Below are 17181 nucleotides of genomic sequence, written 5' to 3'. Positions count from 1 at the left end.
GGACATCCGGCCTGAAGGGGGAACGATGGTTGCGTACTCGGGTCTGGGGTGTCTGCCCATCGCGCTGTTGGGCGCCCTGGTGGCCATCTGGTTCCGCATTGTCGACGCGGGAGGAGGCGACTGGGCGACCGCCTGCCTCGCCGCCGTTCCGATCGCCCTGGTACTCGGCCTGGTCAACTTCGTGGCGGCCGTGTCCCTCAACCGCGCACCGGCCCCGGACCAGCTGCCGGGAGGCGATGACACCATGTGGACCTCCCGGCATCGGACAGGCGGCACACCTCTGCAGTGCTTCTCGCCGCACTTCGTGGCGGCAGCCGGTCTCTTCGGCGCCGGCTGGACCCTGCAATGGGTGCACTGGCTGGTCGCCGTGGCCGAGTACGGCGCACTGACCGCCGTCTACTACGCGGTGCCGGACTTCCGGCGACGCCCGGCCAAAGCCGTCGCCGTCGCCGAGCGCGGCACGTTCGCGCGAGCTCGTGGCTGGGCCTTCCGAGACCGCCTGCCGGCTCTCGCCGGGCGCTGGAAGCCCGCCCCCCTGCAACGACTGCCCACCACCCCGGCCGAGGTCTTGAACAGCCCGCCCCCGGCCGGACTCCGCGACCACTTCGCCGTGATGTCCGGCACTCATGGAGGCGTGAGATTCACGATCGCGGACGCCTTCGAGCCCGAACCCTTCACACCCTTCCGGGCGTGGCAGCAGCGTCATGTGACCGTCTGTGCCGTGCACCTGGACACCGCTTTCCCGTCCGTTCGGGTCGCGCTGCGCGGCAGGGGCGGCCGGCGCGCTCGATACACCCTCGAAGTCGAAACCCTGCGGCCGGACTTCGCCGAGGCACTGGTCACCAAGGAGACCATTGAGGCGATGCTGGCCGCGGAGACGAAGGAGTGGTCGATCCAGGGGCGGGACGTCCTCACCGTGCTCAGGGACCAGCCGGCCGACACACAGGACGGCGGAACCGGGGATCAGTCGGCCGACTACGACCTCGATGCCGTCCGCGCGATCGAACGGCTCACCGCCCTCATAGCCAGGCTGCCGACCGATCTCGCCCCGTGGGCCAATGACGCCGCCCTACCGGGCCTGCCGCTGAAGGACTGAGACGGCGGTCCGTACGTATTCAACCGATCCTGGTGTCGCCTGACGGTGTCGGAGCGGGTGGGGTTCGCCAGCTTGCGGCCGGCCATCTGTCGGAGCAGCAAGGTGAGGCGGCCGCCTCCTGGTGCGGGTCTGCCAAACGAGCGGCTCTGGCCCGTAGTCGGTGGTTCCGTCGAGTAGCCGTCAGTGGTCACGATCTTGTGATGGATATCAACTCCCTTATAGGGACAGTGTTTTCCGGGCTGTCGGCGCTGGTCGTTGAGGACGTGGCGGAGGGCGGCGGCACGGTGCTGATCACGGCCCGCACTCGGGATGTAGCCGTGCCGTGTCCGGTGTGCGGGACTCCGACGGCGAAGGGTGCACGGGTATCACCACCGGACAGTGACGACCTGCCGGTCGACGGCCGCCAGATCGTCGTCCACCTGCGCGTACGGCGGCTGGTCTGTCCGACCCAGGGTTGCCCGACGGCAGACCTGCCGGGAGCAGATTCCCGGGCTGCTGGAGCGCCACCAGCGCCGCACGGTGTGGCTTGCCCGGCAGATATCCCAGGTGGCGCGGGAGTCATGCGGCCGGGCGGCCGCACGCCTCGCCGGCTTCCTCGGCGTGCCGGTGTCCCGCAACACCGCGCTGCGCCATCTACGGCGCCTGCCGCTGCCGCAGCAGACGGTCCCGCGGGTGATCGGCGTGGACGATTTCGCTCTGCGCCGCCGCCATCGCTACGCCACGGCCATCACGGATGCCGAGACCGGCCGACGCCTCGCGGTCCTGCCCGACCGCGAGGCGGCCACCCTGGAGTGTTGGCTGCGCGAACATCCTGGTGTCGACGTCGTGGGGTGGACGGGCGGGACGCCGAGCTTTCTGGTGCCCCCGACGTACGGGGTGATCGTTTCCCAGGTCGTCGGCGCAGTCCCGTACACGCCCGGTGAGCCGCCGCCTTGACTTCACGAACTCGGATACCCCGATCAGCAGTAGAGATTGCCGCCGGGCGACGTCCCGAGGATCTGCGTGAACCGCTGGTAGGCGTCCACGCGGCTCTGCACCTGCGCCGGGTTCTTGCCGTCGCACTCGAGGGAGCCGTTGATGCTACGGATTGTCTGGCCGAAGCCGGCGCTGTTGACCATGGCGTTGTGGGGCGTCATGGTGCCGGGCCCGGTCTGGGTGTTCCAATACCACAGGGCCGTCTTCCAGGCCACCGCGGCGTCGTTCTGCACCAGCCACGGGTTGTTGAGGAGGTCGATGCCGAGCGCGTCGCCCGCGGCCTTGTAGTTGAAGTTCCAGCTCAGCTGGATGGGGCCCCGCCCGTAGTAGGCCGCCTGGCCGGCCGGGCAGCCGTACGGCCGGCTCCAGTCGCAGTAGTGCGGGTAGTTGGCCGTGTTCTGCTCGACGACGTACACCAGACCGCCGGTCTCGTGGTTGACGTTGGCGAGGAAGGCCGCGGCCTCCTGCTTCCTGACCGTGTCGCTGCCGGTGTTCGCGAAGGCGGGGTAGGCGCTGAGAGCGGCGGTGAGGCCGCTGTACGTGTAGAAGGAATTCCGGTTCGGGAACATCTGGTTGAACTGGGCCTCGCTCACCACGAAGGTGCCGACGGGGGCCCCGGGGCCGCTGTCGCAAGCGTAGGGCTCCCAGTACCAGGTGCTGATGGTCGGGTCGTAGCCCGGGTTGTCATGTTCGGCGATGTAGGTCTCGCCGTCGCTGTAACGCACGATGTCGCCGGTGGTGTACGGCCTTCCGGCGACCCAGCTCGGATAGCTCGAACACGCGGCGGCGGACGCGTCCGCGGTCGGCAGCAGGACCGGCACGGTGCTTCCGAGGACGAGTGCGGTGACCACGGCGGAGATGCGGCGCCTCGACACAGGATCAACTCCTTTGCGGAGCACGGCCGCACCCGAACAAGGCAGCGTGTATCCGGGCCTTGCTGCGCACGTGCCGGTTCGGACCGTCACGGCGTGGGCGCGGCTGTGGTGGGGGGTGTGGAGGCACACTCAACCGCTTTGGTCTGTACCAGTCAAGGGTGTAGACCAGTCACGTGCTCCGCGGAGGGCGACGCCCCCGGCGGTGGGCTGTGGCTTGCTGGCGGCCGCGGTGACGAGGTGGGCTGCGAACTGGCAAGAGAGGCCGTGCGAGCCGCCGATGGAAGGCACTGCGCCGGCGGAAAGCCGGCGAACGCGGTGATGTCGGTTGCCGCTCCAGCGGCATCGTCGGGCAGGCCGCGCAACGCGCCGACGGCGACGCTCAGCGCCGCGGCCAAGGGATCGAAGCCTTGCGCCTTCGACGGTTGCCCGGAGCCCAGTGTGTACGTCGGCAAGGGGCCGTCGGCCGACTCCGAGCCGATGGGGTCCACGCCGGTTCATCTGGTGCTGGAGCCGGGCCACAGCATCGCGATCCCGGTCCTTCCAAGACGCGATCGGATCGCCGTCCGGGGGTGACGAGTGCGTCGATTTGCACGGTGGCGGTGGGGTGTTCATGGTGGCGTGCGCGGTGGCGAGTGTGTGCTCGGAGAGCGTAGTTCTCCGAGCGGAGGGTGTGCGCAAAGCTTGTACCAGTTCTCTGCGGAGCCCGCACCGTTGCCGGTTGGCGAGTACGGCGACAGGCCCGACGCCGACCGGACACCTTTCCGCGTCACCTCCACCGTCACCAACGGCACCGGCAAGCCATACGACCTGGACACCGTTGCGTCGACGCTCAAGCGGCCACCACAGGCGGCCGGCAGGGTCGAGGAAGAGCAGGTAGTTGCGGTGATTGCGTTCGTGGCGCGGACTCAGGGGTCAGTAGCGCGTTCGGCCTTGGCCTGTGGCCGGCTTTGCGTCAAGTGCGCTGCCTTGCTGTGCGCACGGCACAAGCGAAGGCTGCCCCGACCTCACTGGGCACCGTTCGTCCCGCCTGTCGTCGCCCGTGGTTCCCGCAAAGCCTGGGGCGAAGGAGCGGGGACCGTACAGCTGCAGCGAAACCGGTAAGTCCCGCATGAGAGGCACTGGTTACACGGCGTTAACCCCCGTGACTCGGCCGCGAGACCGCTTCGCCCCACCATCGCAATACCTGTCAGCCGACAGGTAACCATCGATCGGAGGTGCGGTGATGAATCGATCAGAGCTCACCCCTGGGCCACGCCCTGCCGGCGACGTCACGACCGGTCCCGTTCCCATCGGCTACCACCAGGAACTGCGCCGCGGAATGGGCAGCTTCGCCTCATTCGCCGCGGGATTCTCTTTCGTGTCCATACTCACCACCGTCTTCCAGCTCTTCGGCCTTGGCTTCGGCCTCGGCGGTGCGGCGTTCTTCTGGACCTGGCCGCTGGTTTTCGCGGGTCAGTTGCTGGTCGCGCTCTGCTTCGCCGAACTGGCGGCTCGCTGGCCCATTTCCGGGGCGATCTACCAGTGGTCGAGCCGGCTGGCCGGCACCACGGTCGGCTGGTTCACCGGCTGGATCATGATCATTGGGCAGATCCTCACCGTCGCGGCAGCCGCGATCGCCGCGCAGGCGGTGCTGCCGGGCATCTGGACAGGCTTTCAGATCATCGGCGGACCGCACGCCGATCCGTCAGTCGCCTCACCGACCGGGGCCCAGAACGCGGTTCTCCTGGGCTGCCTCCTGTTGGTCGTCACGACAGTGGTGAACATCCTCGGCATCCGTCAAATGGCCGCCGCCACCAGCGTCGGCGTCACGGTCGAGATCGTCGGTGTGATCGCACTGGTGCTGGTGCTCTTCTTCCTGCCCGAGCGGGGCCCGCAGGTCGTGGCTCACGCCACCGGCGCGGCCGGCGACGGCGGCTACTTCGGTGCCTTCCTCGCGTCTTCACTGATGGCGGCTTACGTCATGGTCGGCTTCGACTCTGCGGGCGAACTGGCGGAGGAGACGCACAGCCCACGCCGGACCACTCCCCGCACCATCCTGCGGGCACTGATCATTTCGGGCGTCGGTGGCGCGCTGCTGATCCTCGCAGGGCTGTTGGCGGCGAGCAGCCTGACCGACGGCAACCTGGCCGCCGGCGGTCTTTCCTGGGTACTCACCGACCGGCTCGGAGGTGTTCTGGGACGGCTGTTGCTGTGCTGCGTCGCGGTCGCGGTGTTCGCCTGCACCCTGGCCGTGCAGACGTCAGGCGCCCGAATGATCTACTCCATGGCGCGTGAGGGCGCCCTGCCTTTCCACCGGCACCTCGGGAAGGTCTCGGCCCGCACCGGTGCGCCGATCATCACGTCGGTCGTGGTGGGAGTGGGCGCCGCGATCGCGCTCCTGGTGAACGTCCGCCAGTCGGCGATCTTCACCGCACTGTCCAGCCTCTGCATCGCGATGCTCTACCTGGCCTACCTGGGCGTGACGCTGCCGCTGCTGGTCGCCCGGCTCCGGCGCCGGGACACCGGCCGCCTCCCGGACGGCGTCGACGAGACGGGCCGACCGCTGTTCTCGCTGGGACGCTGGGGAATCGTCGTCAACGCGCTCGCCGTTCTCTTCCAGGTCGGCATGACGGTCAACCTGCTGTGGCCACGCACAGAGATCTACGACCTCACCCAGGGCACCTGGTGGTTGCAATGGAGCGCCCTGCTCTTCATCGGGCTCAGCCTCGCCGTCGGTGCCGGCTACTTCCTCGCCCGCCGGCTGCACCGCCGGATCGAGCTGAGGCACGTACCCCACACACACATCGAGCCGATTGCCGAGGCGGTCGCCGAGCCCGCCTGACGGCTTGGCGGCCCGCCCCGCCCCGCACCACCGGACGCGCTGACGCCGCACCGACGAAGGGACGACGACACACCCATGTCCACGACCGAAGGGCCGACGGCCATCACACCGCACGGCCGGCACTTCACCGCACACCCCACGGGGAACGCCCGCGAGCAGCAGCCCTCTGGGAGGGCTCCTGCCGGCGTCCGTGATCTGCACCTGACCGACAGCGTCCGCAGCGCCCGGGACGACGCGCGTGCCCAGGGCGGGCAGACCGGCCAGTGGACGCCGTATCTTCCGGCGTCCGCCGGCCCGTACTGCCCGCCGGGAGTGGACCCGGCCACCCTTGTGTGGGCGGAGACGGTCGCACCCGGCGGCTACACCCACAAGGTTCTCGCCCGTGGTACCCGGCTGCGTTTCGACGACCCGACCGGTGAGGCCTGCGCCCATCTGCTGCTCTTCAACGCTCTGGAACCGGTGGAGCGGCTCAACGTCGCCGATACACAGAAGATCCCCTGGCAGGCCTACCTGGGCGAGGACCACCCGCTGTTGTCCGGCGACGGCCGGGTCATGGCCGTCGTCACCGGCGACTCCTCCGGTCGGCACGACGCCTTCTGCGGCACCACCACGGACGCCTGGAACGAGCGCAAGTACGGTGACGCCCGGCCCGAGGGACCGTCCCCGTCAGGCCGCGGACTCTTCGTCAAAGCAGCCGCCAAACACGGCCTGAGCCGGCGCGATCTGCCGCCCAGTGTGTCCTTCTTCCAGGGGGTACGTGTCGAGACGGACGGCACCCTCGCCTGGCGGGGCAGCGCGGGACCGGACGCGCATGTCGAACTCGTCGCGGAAATGCCCCTCTTGGTGCTGGTCGCCAACGTCGCCCATCCGCTGGACCCGCGCCCGGACTACGTCGTGGGGCCACTGCGGGTGCACGCCTGGCGCGGCACCGCGACCGGCCCCGACGACCCGCGGTTCACCGCAACACCCGAGCTGCACCGGGCGTACCTCAACACCGTCGACTACTGCGAAGCCCGGGGGCTGTGACATGGCGACCCATCAGGCCGAGAACACCGTGATCACCTACCCCAGTGCCTCGGGCGGCACCGTCGCCTCAACCGTCCCTGTCGGCGCCGTGTATGCCGAGGGCTCCGTCCTGGACTGGGGAGCGAGCCTGGTCGAGGGCGCCGTCGTCCTGGACGAGAACGTGGCACCCAACGCGCCCTGGTCGACGGTGGTGACCGCGGGGCACGTGCTGACGATCGTCGATGTCGGCGGCAACCAGTCCGCCGACTGCCTGCTCTACGACGCCGACGACCCCGAGGAGCGCTACAGCGTCCCCGACACCTTGGCCTGGCAGGGCAACGCCTATGTGCGCACCGGCACTGTTCTGCGCAGCAGTGAGGGCCGCCCGCTGATGACCGTCGTCGGCAACGAGATCGACCGCCAGGACACCATTGGGGGAGCCTGCGGCAAGGAGTCCAACTCCCTACGCTACGGCCACCACGTGATGTTCCATCATGGCTGCCGCGAGAACTTCCTCGCTGAGGCGTCCCGGCGCGGCCTCGGGGTGCGGGACCTCGTCTCCAACCTCAACTGGTTCATGAACGTGCCCGTCGAGGCCGACGGCGCGCTGGGCATCGTGGACGGTATGTCGGCACCCGGCCGCCGGGTCGCGGTGCGTGCCGAGACGGACGTTCTGGTGATGGTGTCCAACTGCCCGCAGATGAACAACCCGTGCAACGACTTCAATCCGACCCCGCTGCGGATGATCGTCGTGGACCCGTGCGGCCCCGCGAGCCGCGACGACGCCAGGCCGCCGTCCGCGCAGGACACGACCACCCCGGAGGACGCCGCGTGACCCGCCCCGCCACTGTTCTCGTCGCCAACCGCGGTGAGATAGCCCGCCGTGTCATCCGCACGGCCAACCGGATGGGCCTGGCCACCGTCGCCGTCTTCTCCGACGCCGACCGGGCCGCTCCGCACGTACGCGAGGCCGACCACGCGGTCCGCCTCGGTCCGGCGCCCGCCCGCGACTCGTATCTGCGCGGCGACGCGATCATCGAGGCCGCACATGACCATGGCGCCGGAATCATCCACCCGGGCTACGGTTTCCTCTCCGAGAACGCCGCCTTCGCCCGCGCCGTCGAGGAGGCCGGGCTGCGTTTCGCGGGCCCGACCGCCGACCAGATCACCGCCTTCGGGGAAAAGCACACCGCCCGCGCTCTGGCCAAGGCGGCCGGGGTGCCGCTGTTGGCCGGGACGGAACTTCTCGCGAGCGCCGAGGAAGCCGTCACCGCGGCCGGGTCGATCGGGCTGCCCGTGATGCTCAAGGCCACCGGTGGTGGCGGCGGCATCGGCATGCAGGCCTGCGCCACCACCGACGAGGTGCGTGAGGCCTTCGCCCGCGTGGCCGCGCTCGCCGAGGCCCACTTCGGATCGGCCGGAGTGTTCCTGGAGCGCCTGGTGCGCCCGGCCCGCCACGTCGAGGTGCAGGTCTTCGGCGACGGCAGCGGTCGGATCGCCGTCCTCGGCGACCGTGACTGCTCACTGCAGCGCCGCAACCAGAAGGTGATCGAGGAGGCGCCGGCCCCCGCCCTGCCCGACCGCGTCCGCGCACTGCTGCACGACTCGTCGCGCCGACTGCTTGCATCGGTCGGCTACCGCGGCGCGGGGACCGTGGAGTTCGTCTACGACCCGGTGCGCGAGGAGGCCGCCTTCCTCGAGGCCAACACCCGGCTCCAGGTCGAGCACCCGGTGACCGAGGAGGCGTACGGCGTCGACCTCGTCGAGCTCATGCTTACCCTGGCCCGCGACGGCCGGGTCGACGACGCGGTGTTCGAGCGGGAGTGGACGCCCACCGGACACGCCGTTCAGGCCCGGGTCTACGCCGAGGACCCCGGCAAGGACTCGATGCCCTCCTCGGGCCTGATCACCCGGGCGCTCTTCCCCGGCCAGGGCACCGACGAATTGCCCGGTGTCCGGGTCGACGGTTTCGCCGAGACCGGCCTGGAGATCTCGCCGTACTACGACCCCACGCTCGCCAAGGTGATCGCCCGCGGCGCCACCCGCGACGCCGCGTTCGACGTGCTCGGCGAGGCCCTGGGCGCGAGCCGGGTCGACGGCATCGTCACCAACCTGGGTCTGCTGCGCTCGCTGACCGTGCGACGAGAGGTGCGCGAGGCCGTGCACAGCACCAGCACGCTCGCCGCCACCGCCGACCCCGAGCCACGCATCGACGTCCTGGTGCCGGGAGCGATGACCACTGTCCAGGACCTGCCCGGCCGGCTCGGCTACTGGCACGTGGGCGTGCCGCCGAGCGGTCCTTTCGACCCCGTCTCCTTCGCCGAGGCCAACCTGGCCGTCGGCAACCCGGCCGAGACTCCCGCGTTCGAGGTCACCGCGGGCGGCCTGACCCTGCGCTTCTCCGCCGCCACCGTGGTCGCCGTCACCGGCGCCCCCGTCCCGGTCGCCGTGGACGGCACCGTGGCGGCCCCGTGGGAGCCGGTTCCGGTCCCGGCCGGCGCCACCCTGGCCCTCGGTACCGCACAGGGGCCCGGCCTGCGCAGCTACGTGGCCGTCCGGGGCGGCATCGACGTGCCCGAATACCTGGGCAGCGCCTCGACGTTCACCCTCGGTGGCTTCGGCGGGCATGGCGGCCGGGCGCTGCTCGCCGGAGACGTGCTGCGGCCCGCGGCCCCCAAAGCCGGCACCGGTGGCCCGACCCCGCCCGAGAGGCGTCCCGCGATCACCTCGCACTGGCGGATCGGTGTCACCGAAGGGCCGCACGCGGCACCGGAGTTCTTCACCCGCGAGGACATCGACACCCTCTACACCACCGACTACACGGTGCACCACAACTCGGCGCGCACCGGCATCCGCCTGATCGGCCCCAAACCGCGGTGGGCCCGCCAGGACGGCGGCGAGGCAGGGCTGCACCCCTCCAACATCCACGACACGCCGTACGCGGTGGGCGCTCTGGACTTCACCGGCGACACGCCGATCATCCTGGGCCCCGACGGGCCGTCCCTGGGCGGGTTCGTCTGCCCCGCGGTCGTGGCCAGCGGTGAACTGTGGAAGCTCGGCCAGCTCCGCCCCGGCGACACCCTTCGGTTCGTACCGGTCAAGGAGGCCGATGCGGCCGCCCTCGACGCCCGCCGCGCCTCGCCCGCGCTGATCAGCACCGGCGGAGACGGCGACGACGGCGTACTGGGCCGCCTGGAGGCCACCGACGCCCGGCCCTGCGTCACCTACCGTCGGGACGGAGACGACAACGTCCTCGTCGAGTACGGCCCCATGGTGCTCGACCTCGGCCTGCGGATGCGGGTGCACGCCCTCCAGGAGACCCTGGCCGCGCACGCGCCCGACGGCATCGTCGACGTCACCCCGGGCATCCGGTCACTGCAGATCCACACCGACGCCCGCCGGCTGAAGGCCCGTGACCTCACCGCGCTGCTGCGCGAGCTGGAGGAGGAGGTCCCGCCCACCAACGAGCTGGTGGTCCCCTCCCGCACGGTGCGGCTGCCGCTCAGCTGGGACGATCCGGCGACTCGCCTCGCCATCGAGCGGTACATGGCCGGAGTGCGCGACGACGCTCCGTGGTGCCCGTGGAACATCGAGTTCATCCGCCGTGTCAACGGCCTGGAGACCGCCGACGATGTCCACCGCACGGTCTTCGACGCCTCCTACCTGGTGCTCGGCCTCGGGGACGTCTACCTCGGCGCCCCCGTGGCCACCCCGCTCGACCCGCGACACCGCCTGGTGACCACCAAGTACAACCCGGCCCGCACCTGGACCGCGGAGAACTCCGTCGGCATCGGCGGCGCCTACCTGTGCATCTACGGCATGGAAGGCCCCGGCGGCTACCAGTTCGTCGGCCGCACCGTGCAGATCTGGAACCGGTTCCGCCGGGGCGGCCTGTTCCAGGACTCCCCGTGGGCCCTGCGCTTCTTCGACCGCATCGAGTGGTACCCGGTCACCGCTGAGGAACTCCTCGAACTGCGCGCCGAGACCGACGCCGGACGAGGTCCCGTCGACACGGAAGAAGGCACCTTCTCGATCGCCGAGTACAACGCCTTCCTGACCGCCAACGCCGACTCGATCGCCGCCTTCCGCAAGCGGCAGAGCGCCGCGTTCGAGGCCGAAAAGGAACGCTGGCGGGCCGCCGGAGAGTTCGACCGGGACGATGATCCCGAGCCCTCGGCCGCCGACGCCGTCGCTGTCCCGCCCGGCGCGGTCCCGGTCACCGCGCCGTTCACCGCCACCGTCTGGCAGACCGTCGCGCAGCCGGGTGCCACCGTCGCCGAGGGCGACCCGATCCTCTCCCTGGAGGCGATGAAAATGGAGTCCAAAGTGAGCGCCCCCGCCGCCGGAACAATCCTGGAGATCTACGTCAAACCCGGTGAACAGGTTGCTCCCGGCCAGGTCCTCGCGGCGGTGAAGGCATGAGCGCCCCGACACCGGCCGAACGCGTCGAGGCCGCCTACGACCGCATCGAATCCGCAGGCCGGCCCGAGATCTGGATCCATCTCAGGCCCCGCCACGAGGTCCTGGCCGAGGCCGCGGGGATTGATCCGAAGCTGCCGCTGGCCGGCCTGGTCGCAGCCGTCAAGGACAACATCGACGTGGCCGGCCTGCCGACGACCGCCGGCGCGCCGTCCTACGCCTACCGGCCGGACGCCGACGCGCCCGCGGTGGCACGGCTGCGCGCGGTCGGCGCGGTGGTGCTCGGGAAGACCAACCTGGACCAGTTCGCCACCGGCCTGGTCGGCACCCGAAGCCCCTATGGCGCGGTGCGCAACGCCTGGGACACGGCCCGCATCTCCGGCGGGTCGTCCTCCGGCTCCGCCGTCGCGGTGGCATTGGGCATCGCCGACATCGCGCTGGGCACCGACACGGCCGGCTCCGGGCGGGTGCCCGCCGCCCTCAACGGCATCATCGGCGTCAAGCCCACCAAGGGGCTGGTGCCCGTGACCGGGGTGGTCCCCGCCTGCTACACCCTCGACTGCGTGACCGTCTTCGCCCGAGACCTACGGCTCGCCCGCACTGCCGCGGAGATCGTCGAGGGCCCCGACCCGGCCGACCCGCTCTCCCGCATCGGTACCCAGCTTCCGCCTCCACCCGCGCGCCCCAGGGTCGCCGTTCCGGCCCCGGAGCACCTGCAGGGCATGGCCGACGGCTGGTACGAGGCCTTCGACGCCGCGACTGCCCGCCTGGCGAGCACTGGCGTGGAGATCGTCGAGACCGATGTCACCCCGCTGCTGGAGGCCGCTCAACTGCTCTACGGTGGTGCGTTCGTGGCCGAGCGGTACGCCGCGGTGGGCGAGCACCTGGACAAGCACCGCGACCTGATCGGTACGGACCTCGACCCCACCGTCGCGTCCATCGTCCTGGCCGGCCAGGCCAGGACCGCCGCCGACTGGGCCGCCGACACCGCCCGGCTCGCCGCCCTCGGCGCCGCCGCACGTGCGGTTCTCGACGGCTGCGCGGCGCTCCTCACCCCCACCACCACCTGGCACCCCACCCTCGACGAAGTGGCGGCCGATCCGGTCGGCGCCAACGCACGGATGGGGCGCTTCACCAACTTCGCCAATCTGCTGGACTACGCCTCGCTCGCCGTTCCCGCCGGGTTCGTGGACGGCCTGCCGTTCGGCGTGATGCTCACCGGTCCGGCCTTCTCCGACCGCGCCCTGGCCGCCGTGGCCGAAAGGTTCACCAATCCGGGGCTCGACCTGTTCGTGGTCGGCGCCCACCTCACCGGACAGCCCCTCAACGCCCAGCTGGTCCAGGCGGGCGGCACGCTGGTGGGCCCGGCGCGCACCGCCGGCAACTACCGGCTGCACGCCCTGGCCACCGAGCCGCCCAGGCCGGGCCTGGTCCGGCTCGCCGAAGACGGGCCGGACGCCGGAACCGGCGCACACGGTCGTACGGGAACAGGCATCGAGGGCGAGATCTGGCGGCTGCCCGCCTCCGGGTTCGGGGCGCTGACCGCCGCTGCTCCCGCGCCGATGGCCATCGGCACCGTCGAACTGGCCGACGGACGGCACATCAGCGGCTTCCTGGTTGAACCGTACGCCGTCGAGGACGCGCCCGACATCACCCGATTCGGCGGCTGGCGGGCCTATCTGGCGTCCTCGTGACCGCGGGCAGCACCGGCGGGCACCCCGGTGCCGGCCACGACCGGGATCCTGGCACGCGGGTGGCAGGATGGGGTCATGAAGACGACGCGGCCACGCCAAGGAAGACCCCGGCACACGCCGCCGTCCGACCCCAATACCTCTGCTCGGGAGCAGATCCTCGACGCCGCAGGTGCGCTCTTCGTCGAACACGGCATCGCCGCCACCAGCACCCGCATGATCGCCGAGCGGGTGGGAATGAGGCAGGCCTCGCTGTACTACCACTTCACCACCAAGGACGAGATTCTCGCCGAGCTGTTGGCCATCTCGGTCAGGCCGAGCCTGGAGATGGTGGAGCGGATCCAGGCATGGGTGCCCGAGCGGGCGAGTGCGGCCGCGGCGCTCTACGCGGTGGCCGCGACGGACGTACGCACCTTGTCCCGCACCCCGTACAACATCGGCACGCTGTATCTCCTGCCGGAGGTGTTGGCGGAGCGGTTCGACGCCTTCCGTTCCTACCGGGGCCAACTGCAGGAGAGCTATGGGGCTCTCGGCGCTTTGGCGGGGGCCGAGAACGTCGCCCGCGACCTGCCGCCCGAGCGCATCGGGGAACTGCTGATCCAGCTGGTGGAGGTCGTCATTCAGATCCGGCGTTCCCGCGAGCCGGAAGCCGCCGACACGGATGCCATCGCGTCATCGTGTCTGCGGCTTTGCGGGCTCGGCGAGTCGGCGGTGGCGGCCGCTCGGGACGAGGCACGCGTCCTGCTGAGCCGCCTGGCGTGACCAGCGGCTCGCCCGACGTGCGCGGCCGATGGCGAGCCTGCCGTACGGCATAGGTGGCAAAGCCCTGCCTTCGGTTCATCCCCGGGCCGGTGCCACGGTGCGGCAGTCGCCCAGTGCCACGCACCTTCGTCGCACTTGGCGCCCGACTTGCCGGTGATGCCCAGGGCGCTGTTCGTCAACGAGGCCGGACGGCGACCGGCAGGAGGGGCACTCCGGCCAGGTCTGGGTGACCTGCCCGTCCTGTGCCCGGTTGGCGGCCTGTGCGAGCGGGGGATCGGTCCGGGTGCTGGTGGTGTCGAGCGCGGCCAGGTTCGTGGGGCTGAAGGCGTCCGGCACGTCGATCTCGTGCCCGTCCAGGAGCTCGCTGGCGTGGGCGTGCCGGTGTCCGATCCCGTGCGGGCCATCAGGTGTCCCAGTGTTCGGGTCACAGGGTGGCCAGTACCAGCACCGAGCTCGTGACGGGCCTGGAGTTCTTCGCCAAGCACAGCACGGACGTCGGCGTATCGGCGGGAAGTTCGACATCAACGGTGCCGCAAGCGGAGCACGGAAGCGGACTGTTGAGGAGGGAACGTGCCGACCGTGCTGCTCGGGGAACGCGCAGACCTCTCTGACCGGGTCTGCTTCTCCGGTGGTCGACTGATCAGGTTCCGCTGCGGGGTGTGCGGAGTGCGACGACCTGTGTGATGCGGACACACAGGACGTCCTGCTCGTCGTTGATGTCGACTTCGACCGTGACCGTGTTGCGGCCGACGTGCAAGGGCCGGGCCGTCGCGAATGCGCCGGCGCCGCGCACCGGCCGCAGGAACAAGGTGTTGGACTGCATGGTCGCAGGCAGGGCGCCCTCCGGCCCGTTCACCGCGGCACACACAGCGGCCGCCACGTCTGCCAGCCCCATCAGCGCGCCGCCGTGCAGCCCTCCACCCGTCGTGGACAGAGCCGGCGTGTAGTCGAGCCGGGCGCGAACCTCCGGCGCGCTGATGGTGGCAAAGCGCACGCCGATCGTTTCGGCGAACGGCGCGATGGCGTAGATCTCTTCAGCGGTGACGGTCATCCGGTGCCCCTGTCGAGTAGTGTTAAGTTAACGTCGACAAGTTACATACGGCGGCCCTGATCCACAACATGGAGACGAGTGACGTGATGACATCCAGCACATCTCGCGGCACCGGCGTCGGCTTCGGTGGCGGCTCGGGTGATCCCGCCCTCGCGGGAACGGCCGGCTCCTCCGCTCCGCTGGGCCGGTGCTGACGATGGACCCACTCGACTCCGAGCCCTCCGGCCCGGCCGTCGTTGCGCCGCGGCGGCGACGGGCGCGACGCGGGGACGGTGCACGACTGCGCAACGAACTTGTCGAGGCGGCCGAGCGGCTGCTCGACAAGGCTGGTGAGGACGCGGTCACCATCCGAGCCGTGGCGCAGGCGGTGGGGGTCAGCCTCCCGGCGGTCTACTTGCACTTCGGCAGTCGGCTCGAACTGCTGCACACCGTGTGCCTGCGGGTTTGGGGCGAGTTGGGCGACTGGATGGACGATGCCGGCGCCGGCTCCCACGATCCGTTCACCGCGCTCCACCAACGCTCGGTCGCCTACGTGCGGTTCGGGCTGGCTCACCCGGTCCGCTACCGTCTCGTGATGACCGGCCCCGCCACCGCCGCCAGCCAGCAAGTGGCCTCGGCCTGCTTCCGGTTCCTGCGTGGCACCGTCCAGCAGTGCCTGGAGGCGGGCGCGCTCCGCGGCGACGAGACAGCCCTCACCAGAGCCATCGCAGCCGCGTTGCACGGCGCTGTCTCCCTGCTCATCTTCCAGCCGCCCGAGAGCTGGCCCGAGGATGTCGACGGCTTCGCCCGCGACATCGCGACCCTCGCCACACGAGGCGCGGCAGCGATCGAACCCCGGTAGCCGGACGACAACGACATGACGAGACCCGCGAGGCTGGCCGCGGTACTCGACGGCACGACGGCGATCGAGTTTCGATCGAACCGGGAACGGTTCAGAACGGCTGGTGATCGTCTCCGCGCCAGCCCAAGCGACGCCGTCGGCTACATGCACGCCGCGCTGACCGCCCCGCCGTCCACCCGCTTCACGACGGTGTACGCCGTCTCCGCCGACACCCGCCGCTTCTGGGAACCCCCCGACCCGGCCATTCTGGCTTACACCCCGGTCGACGACGCCGAACTCCACGCTGCGGACATTCCTGAAGCGGACCTCCCTGCCGACCCGGCCGCGCCCCAGGCCGGTCTCTACGCGCGGCCTGAGTTCACCCTCAGGCACCTCAAGGCCTGATCGGCTCACCGATCAGCGGCACACGGGCGGGTGAGACGCTTTTCACGGGCCGTGCAACCGTATGGTCCGCTCGGATGTCTCCCCTGGTGAAATCACTGTCCCCTTGTACGAAAGATCGGGGGCGTCATGCACCACCATCCACGCCGTACGGCCCTTGCGGCCGGAATTCTTCTCACTGCCGCCCTCGGCGCCACGGTTCCCGCCTCTGCTGCCCCGCAGTCCCGGCAGGCTCCCGCGACCGCGCTGGTGGTCAACGCCCGATGGGGCGGGCACTGCACATACGACCGGCTCGTGATCGACGTCCGGGGCACCATACCCCCGGTCACCGTCAAACCGGTCAAGCAGCTCCGCTACGACGCCTCCGGGAAGAAGGTCCCGCTCGCCGGGAAGTACTTCCTGGAGATCAAGCTCTCTCCCGCCGCCGCACACAATGAGGCAGGCCGGTCCGTCTACCGCGGACCCCAGCTGGTGCAGATCCACCTGCCCGCTCTCAAGGGCCTCGCCCTCACCGGCGACTTCGAAGGTGTGGTTACTTTCGGAACCGCTTTCCACACCAAGCCCGCCTACACAACACTCAAGCTCCACTCCCCGGAGCGCTTCGTCCTCGACGTCGGACACGCCAACACCTGTGCCTGACCGCGCCTCCTGGCCCTGCCGTCACTGAACGGCAGGGCCACGAGACCATCGACCAGGCGAGCTACCTGCCGCACCGCGGCGGCCTGGAACGCAAGCCCGGCGTGCTGCGGTCCGGTCGCCGCGTTGATGAGCGCGCCACCCGCATCATCGACTCAGGCACCCTGATCAACCAGCGCCCGGCCGAAGCCACGGACCGCCAGATCGCCGGTCCTTGGGAGGGCGACCTCATCGTCGGCCAAGGCAACTGCTCAGCCATCGGCACCTGGTCGACCGCACCATCCTCTACATCAAGCTCCAGCACCTGCTCAACGGTCGGGGAGCCGAGAACGTCCGCGACGCCCTCCTGCACGCCTTCGTCGAACTCCCTGCCGAGCTCGACCGCTCGCTGACCTGGGATCAGGGCAGCGAAATGGGCCGACACGACGAGTTCACCCGCGCCACCGACGTCCCGATCTACTTCTGCGAGCCGACCAGCCCCTGGCAACGCGGCTCCAATGAGGAGCGTCAACGGCCCCATCCGGCAGTACTTCCCGACTTGTATTGGGGTAGCGGTGTTCGTGATCGGGTTGGCCGCCCGTAACGTGCCGCAGGACGCCGGGCAGGCTGACTCGAGTACTTCCTGCCG

Annotated in this window: 13 protein-coding genes and 1 pseudogene; 12 read left to right on the top strand and 2 right to left on the bottom strand. The window is 70.4% G+C overall.

Going from position 1 to position 17181, the window contains the following annotated elements; translation table 11 throughout:
- Positions 1 to 25: 25 nt before the first annotated feature.
- Positions 26 to 1096: a hypothetical protein gene (locus tag ACWGKT_RS12715; RefSeq protein WP_453273570.1), complete on the top strand. Its 1071-nt coding sequence runs from the start codon at positions 26 to 28 to the stop codon at positions 1094 to 1096.
- A gap of 200 nt (positions 1097 to 1296) precedes the next feature.
- Positions 1297 to 1924 (top strand): annotated as a pseudogene (locus ACWGKT_RS12710) (transposase family protein); the annotation flags it as partial.
- A 131-nt stretch (positions 1925 to 2055) separates the two neighbouring features.
- On the opposite strand, the gene ACWGKT_RS12705 reads toward ACWGKT_RS12710, so the two are convergent.
- The gene (locus ACWGKT_RS12705) at positions 2056 to 2946 is read right to left on the bottom strand and encodes a glycoside hydrolase family 19 protein (RefSeq protein WP_453273569.1); all 891 of its coding nucleotides are present in this window, start codon (positions 2944 to 2946) and stop codon (positions 2056 to 2058) included.
- Between the two features lie 1222 nt (positions 2947 to 4168).
- On the opposite strand from ACWGKT_RS12705, the gene ACWGKT_RS12700 reads away from it, so the two are divergent.
- From ACWGKT_RS12700 to ACWGKT_RS12675, 6 genes are all read left to right on the top strand, one after another.
- Positions 4169 to 5767, top strand: coding sequence for an amino acid permease (locus ACWGKT_RS12700; protein WP_453273568.1), 1599 nt, complete (start codon positions 4169 to 4171; stop codon positions 5765 to 5767).
- A gap of 75 nt (positions 5768 to 5842) precedes the next feature.
- Positions 5843 to 6793, top strand: a complete 951-nt coding sequence (locus tag ACWGKT_RS12695) for an urea amidolyase associated protein UAAP1 (protein WP_453273567.1) — start codon at positions 5843 to 5845, stop codon at positions 6791 to 6793.
- 1 nt (position 6794) lies between these two features.
- Positions 6795 to 7607, top strand: coding sequence for an urea amidolyase associated protein UAAP2 (locus tag ACWGKT_RS12690; RefSeq protein WP_453273566.1), 813 nt, complete (start codon positions 6795 to 6797; stop codon positions 7605 to 7607).
- The gene (gene uca, locus ACWGKT_RS12685) at positions 7604 to 11194 is read left to right on the top strand and encodes an urea carboxylase (protein ID WP_453273565.1); all 3591 of its coding nucleotides are present in this window, start codon (positions 7604 to 7606) and stop codon (positions 11192 to 11194) included. Before ACWGKT_RS12690 ends, uca begins: the two co-directional genes overlap by 4 nt.
- Positions 11191 to 12885, top strand: coding sequence for an allophanate hydrolase (locus ACWGKT_RS12680; RefSeq protein WP_453273564.1), 1695 nt, complete (start codon positions 11191 to 11193; stop codon positions 12883 to 12885). Before uca ends, ACWGKT_RS12680 begins: the two co-directional genes overlap by 4 nt.
- 75 nt (positions 12886 to 12960) lie before the next feature.
- The gene (locus ACWGKT_RS12675; RefSeq protein ID WP_356154984.1) at positions 12961 to 13644 is read left to right on the top strand and encodes a TetR/AcrR family transcriptional regulator; all 684 of its coding nucleotides are present in this window, start codon (positions 12961 to 12963) and stop codon (positions 13642 to 13644) included.
- Positions 13645 to 14284: 640 nt separating this feature from the next.
- On the opposite strand, the gene ACWGKT_RS12670 is transcribed toward ACWGKT_RS12675, so the two are convergent.
- Positions 14285 to 14695 (bottom strand): PaaI family thioesterase, encoded by a 411-nt coding sequence (locus ACWGKT_RS12670; protein WP_453273563.1) that lies wholly within the window; start codon positions 14693 to 14695, stop codon positions 14285 to 14287.
- A gap of 196 nt (positions 14696 to 14891) precedes the next feature.
- On the opposite strand from ACWGKT_RS12670, the gene ACWGKT_RS12665 reads away from it, so the two are divergent.
- The 4 genes from ACWGKT_RS12665 (at position 14892) to ACWGKT_RS12650 (ending at position 17136) form a co-directional block, all read left to right on the top strand.
- A complete protein-coding gene (locus ACWGKT_RS12665) occupies positions 14892 to 15536 on the top strand; it encodes a TetR/AcrR family transcriptional regulator (RefSeq protein ID WP_453273562.1) in 645 nt (214 codons plus the stop codon).
- Between the two features lie 144 nt (positions 15537 to 15680).
- Positions 15681 to 15920, top strand: a complete 240-nt coding sequence (locus tag ACWGKT_RS12660; RefSeq protein WP_453273561.1) for a hypothetical protein — start codon at positions 15681 to 15683, stop codon at positions 15918 to 15920.
- 126 nt (positions 15921 to 16046) lie between these two features.
- A complete protein-coding gene (locus ACWGKT_RS12655; protein WP_453273560.1) occupies positions 16047 to 16556 on the top strand; it encodes an AMIN-like domain-containing (lipo)protein in 510 nt (169 codons plus the stop codon).
- 211 nt (positions 16557 to 16767) lie between these two features.
- Positions 16768 to 17136 carry a transposase gene (locus ACWGKT_RS12650; protein WP_453273559.1) on the top strand — a complete coding sequence of 123 codons (369 nt, stop codon included), beginning with the start codon at positions 16768 to 16770 and terminating at the stop codon, positions 17134 to 17136.
- Positions 17137 to 17181: the final 45 nt, after the last annotated feature.

The sequence above is a fragment of the Streptomyces sp. NPDC054794 genome, assembly GCF_053611585.1.
This window is presented reverse-complemented; position numbering and strand designations above follow the sequence as displayed.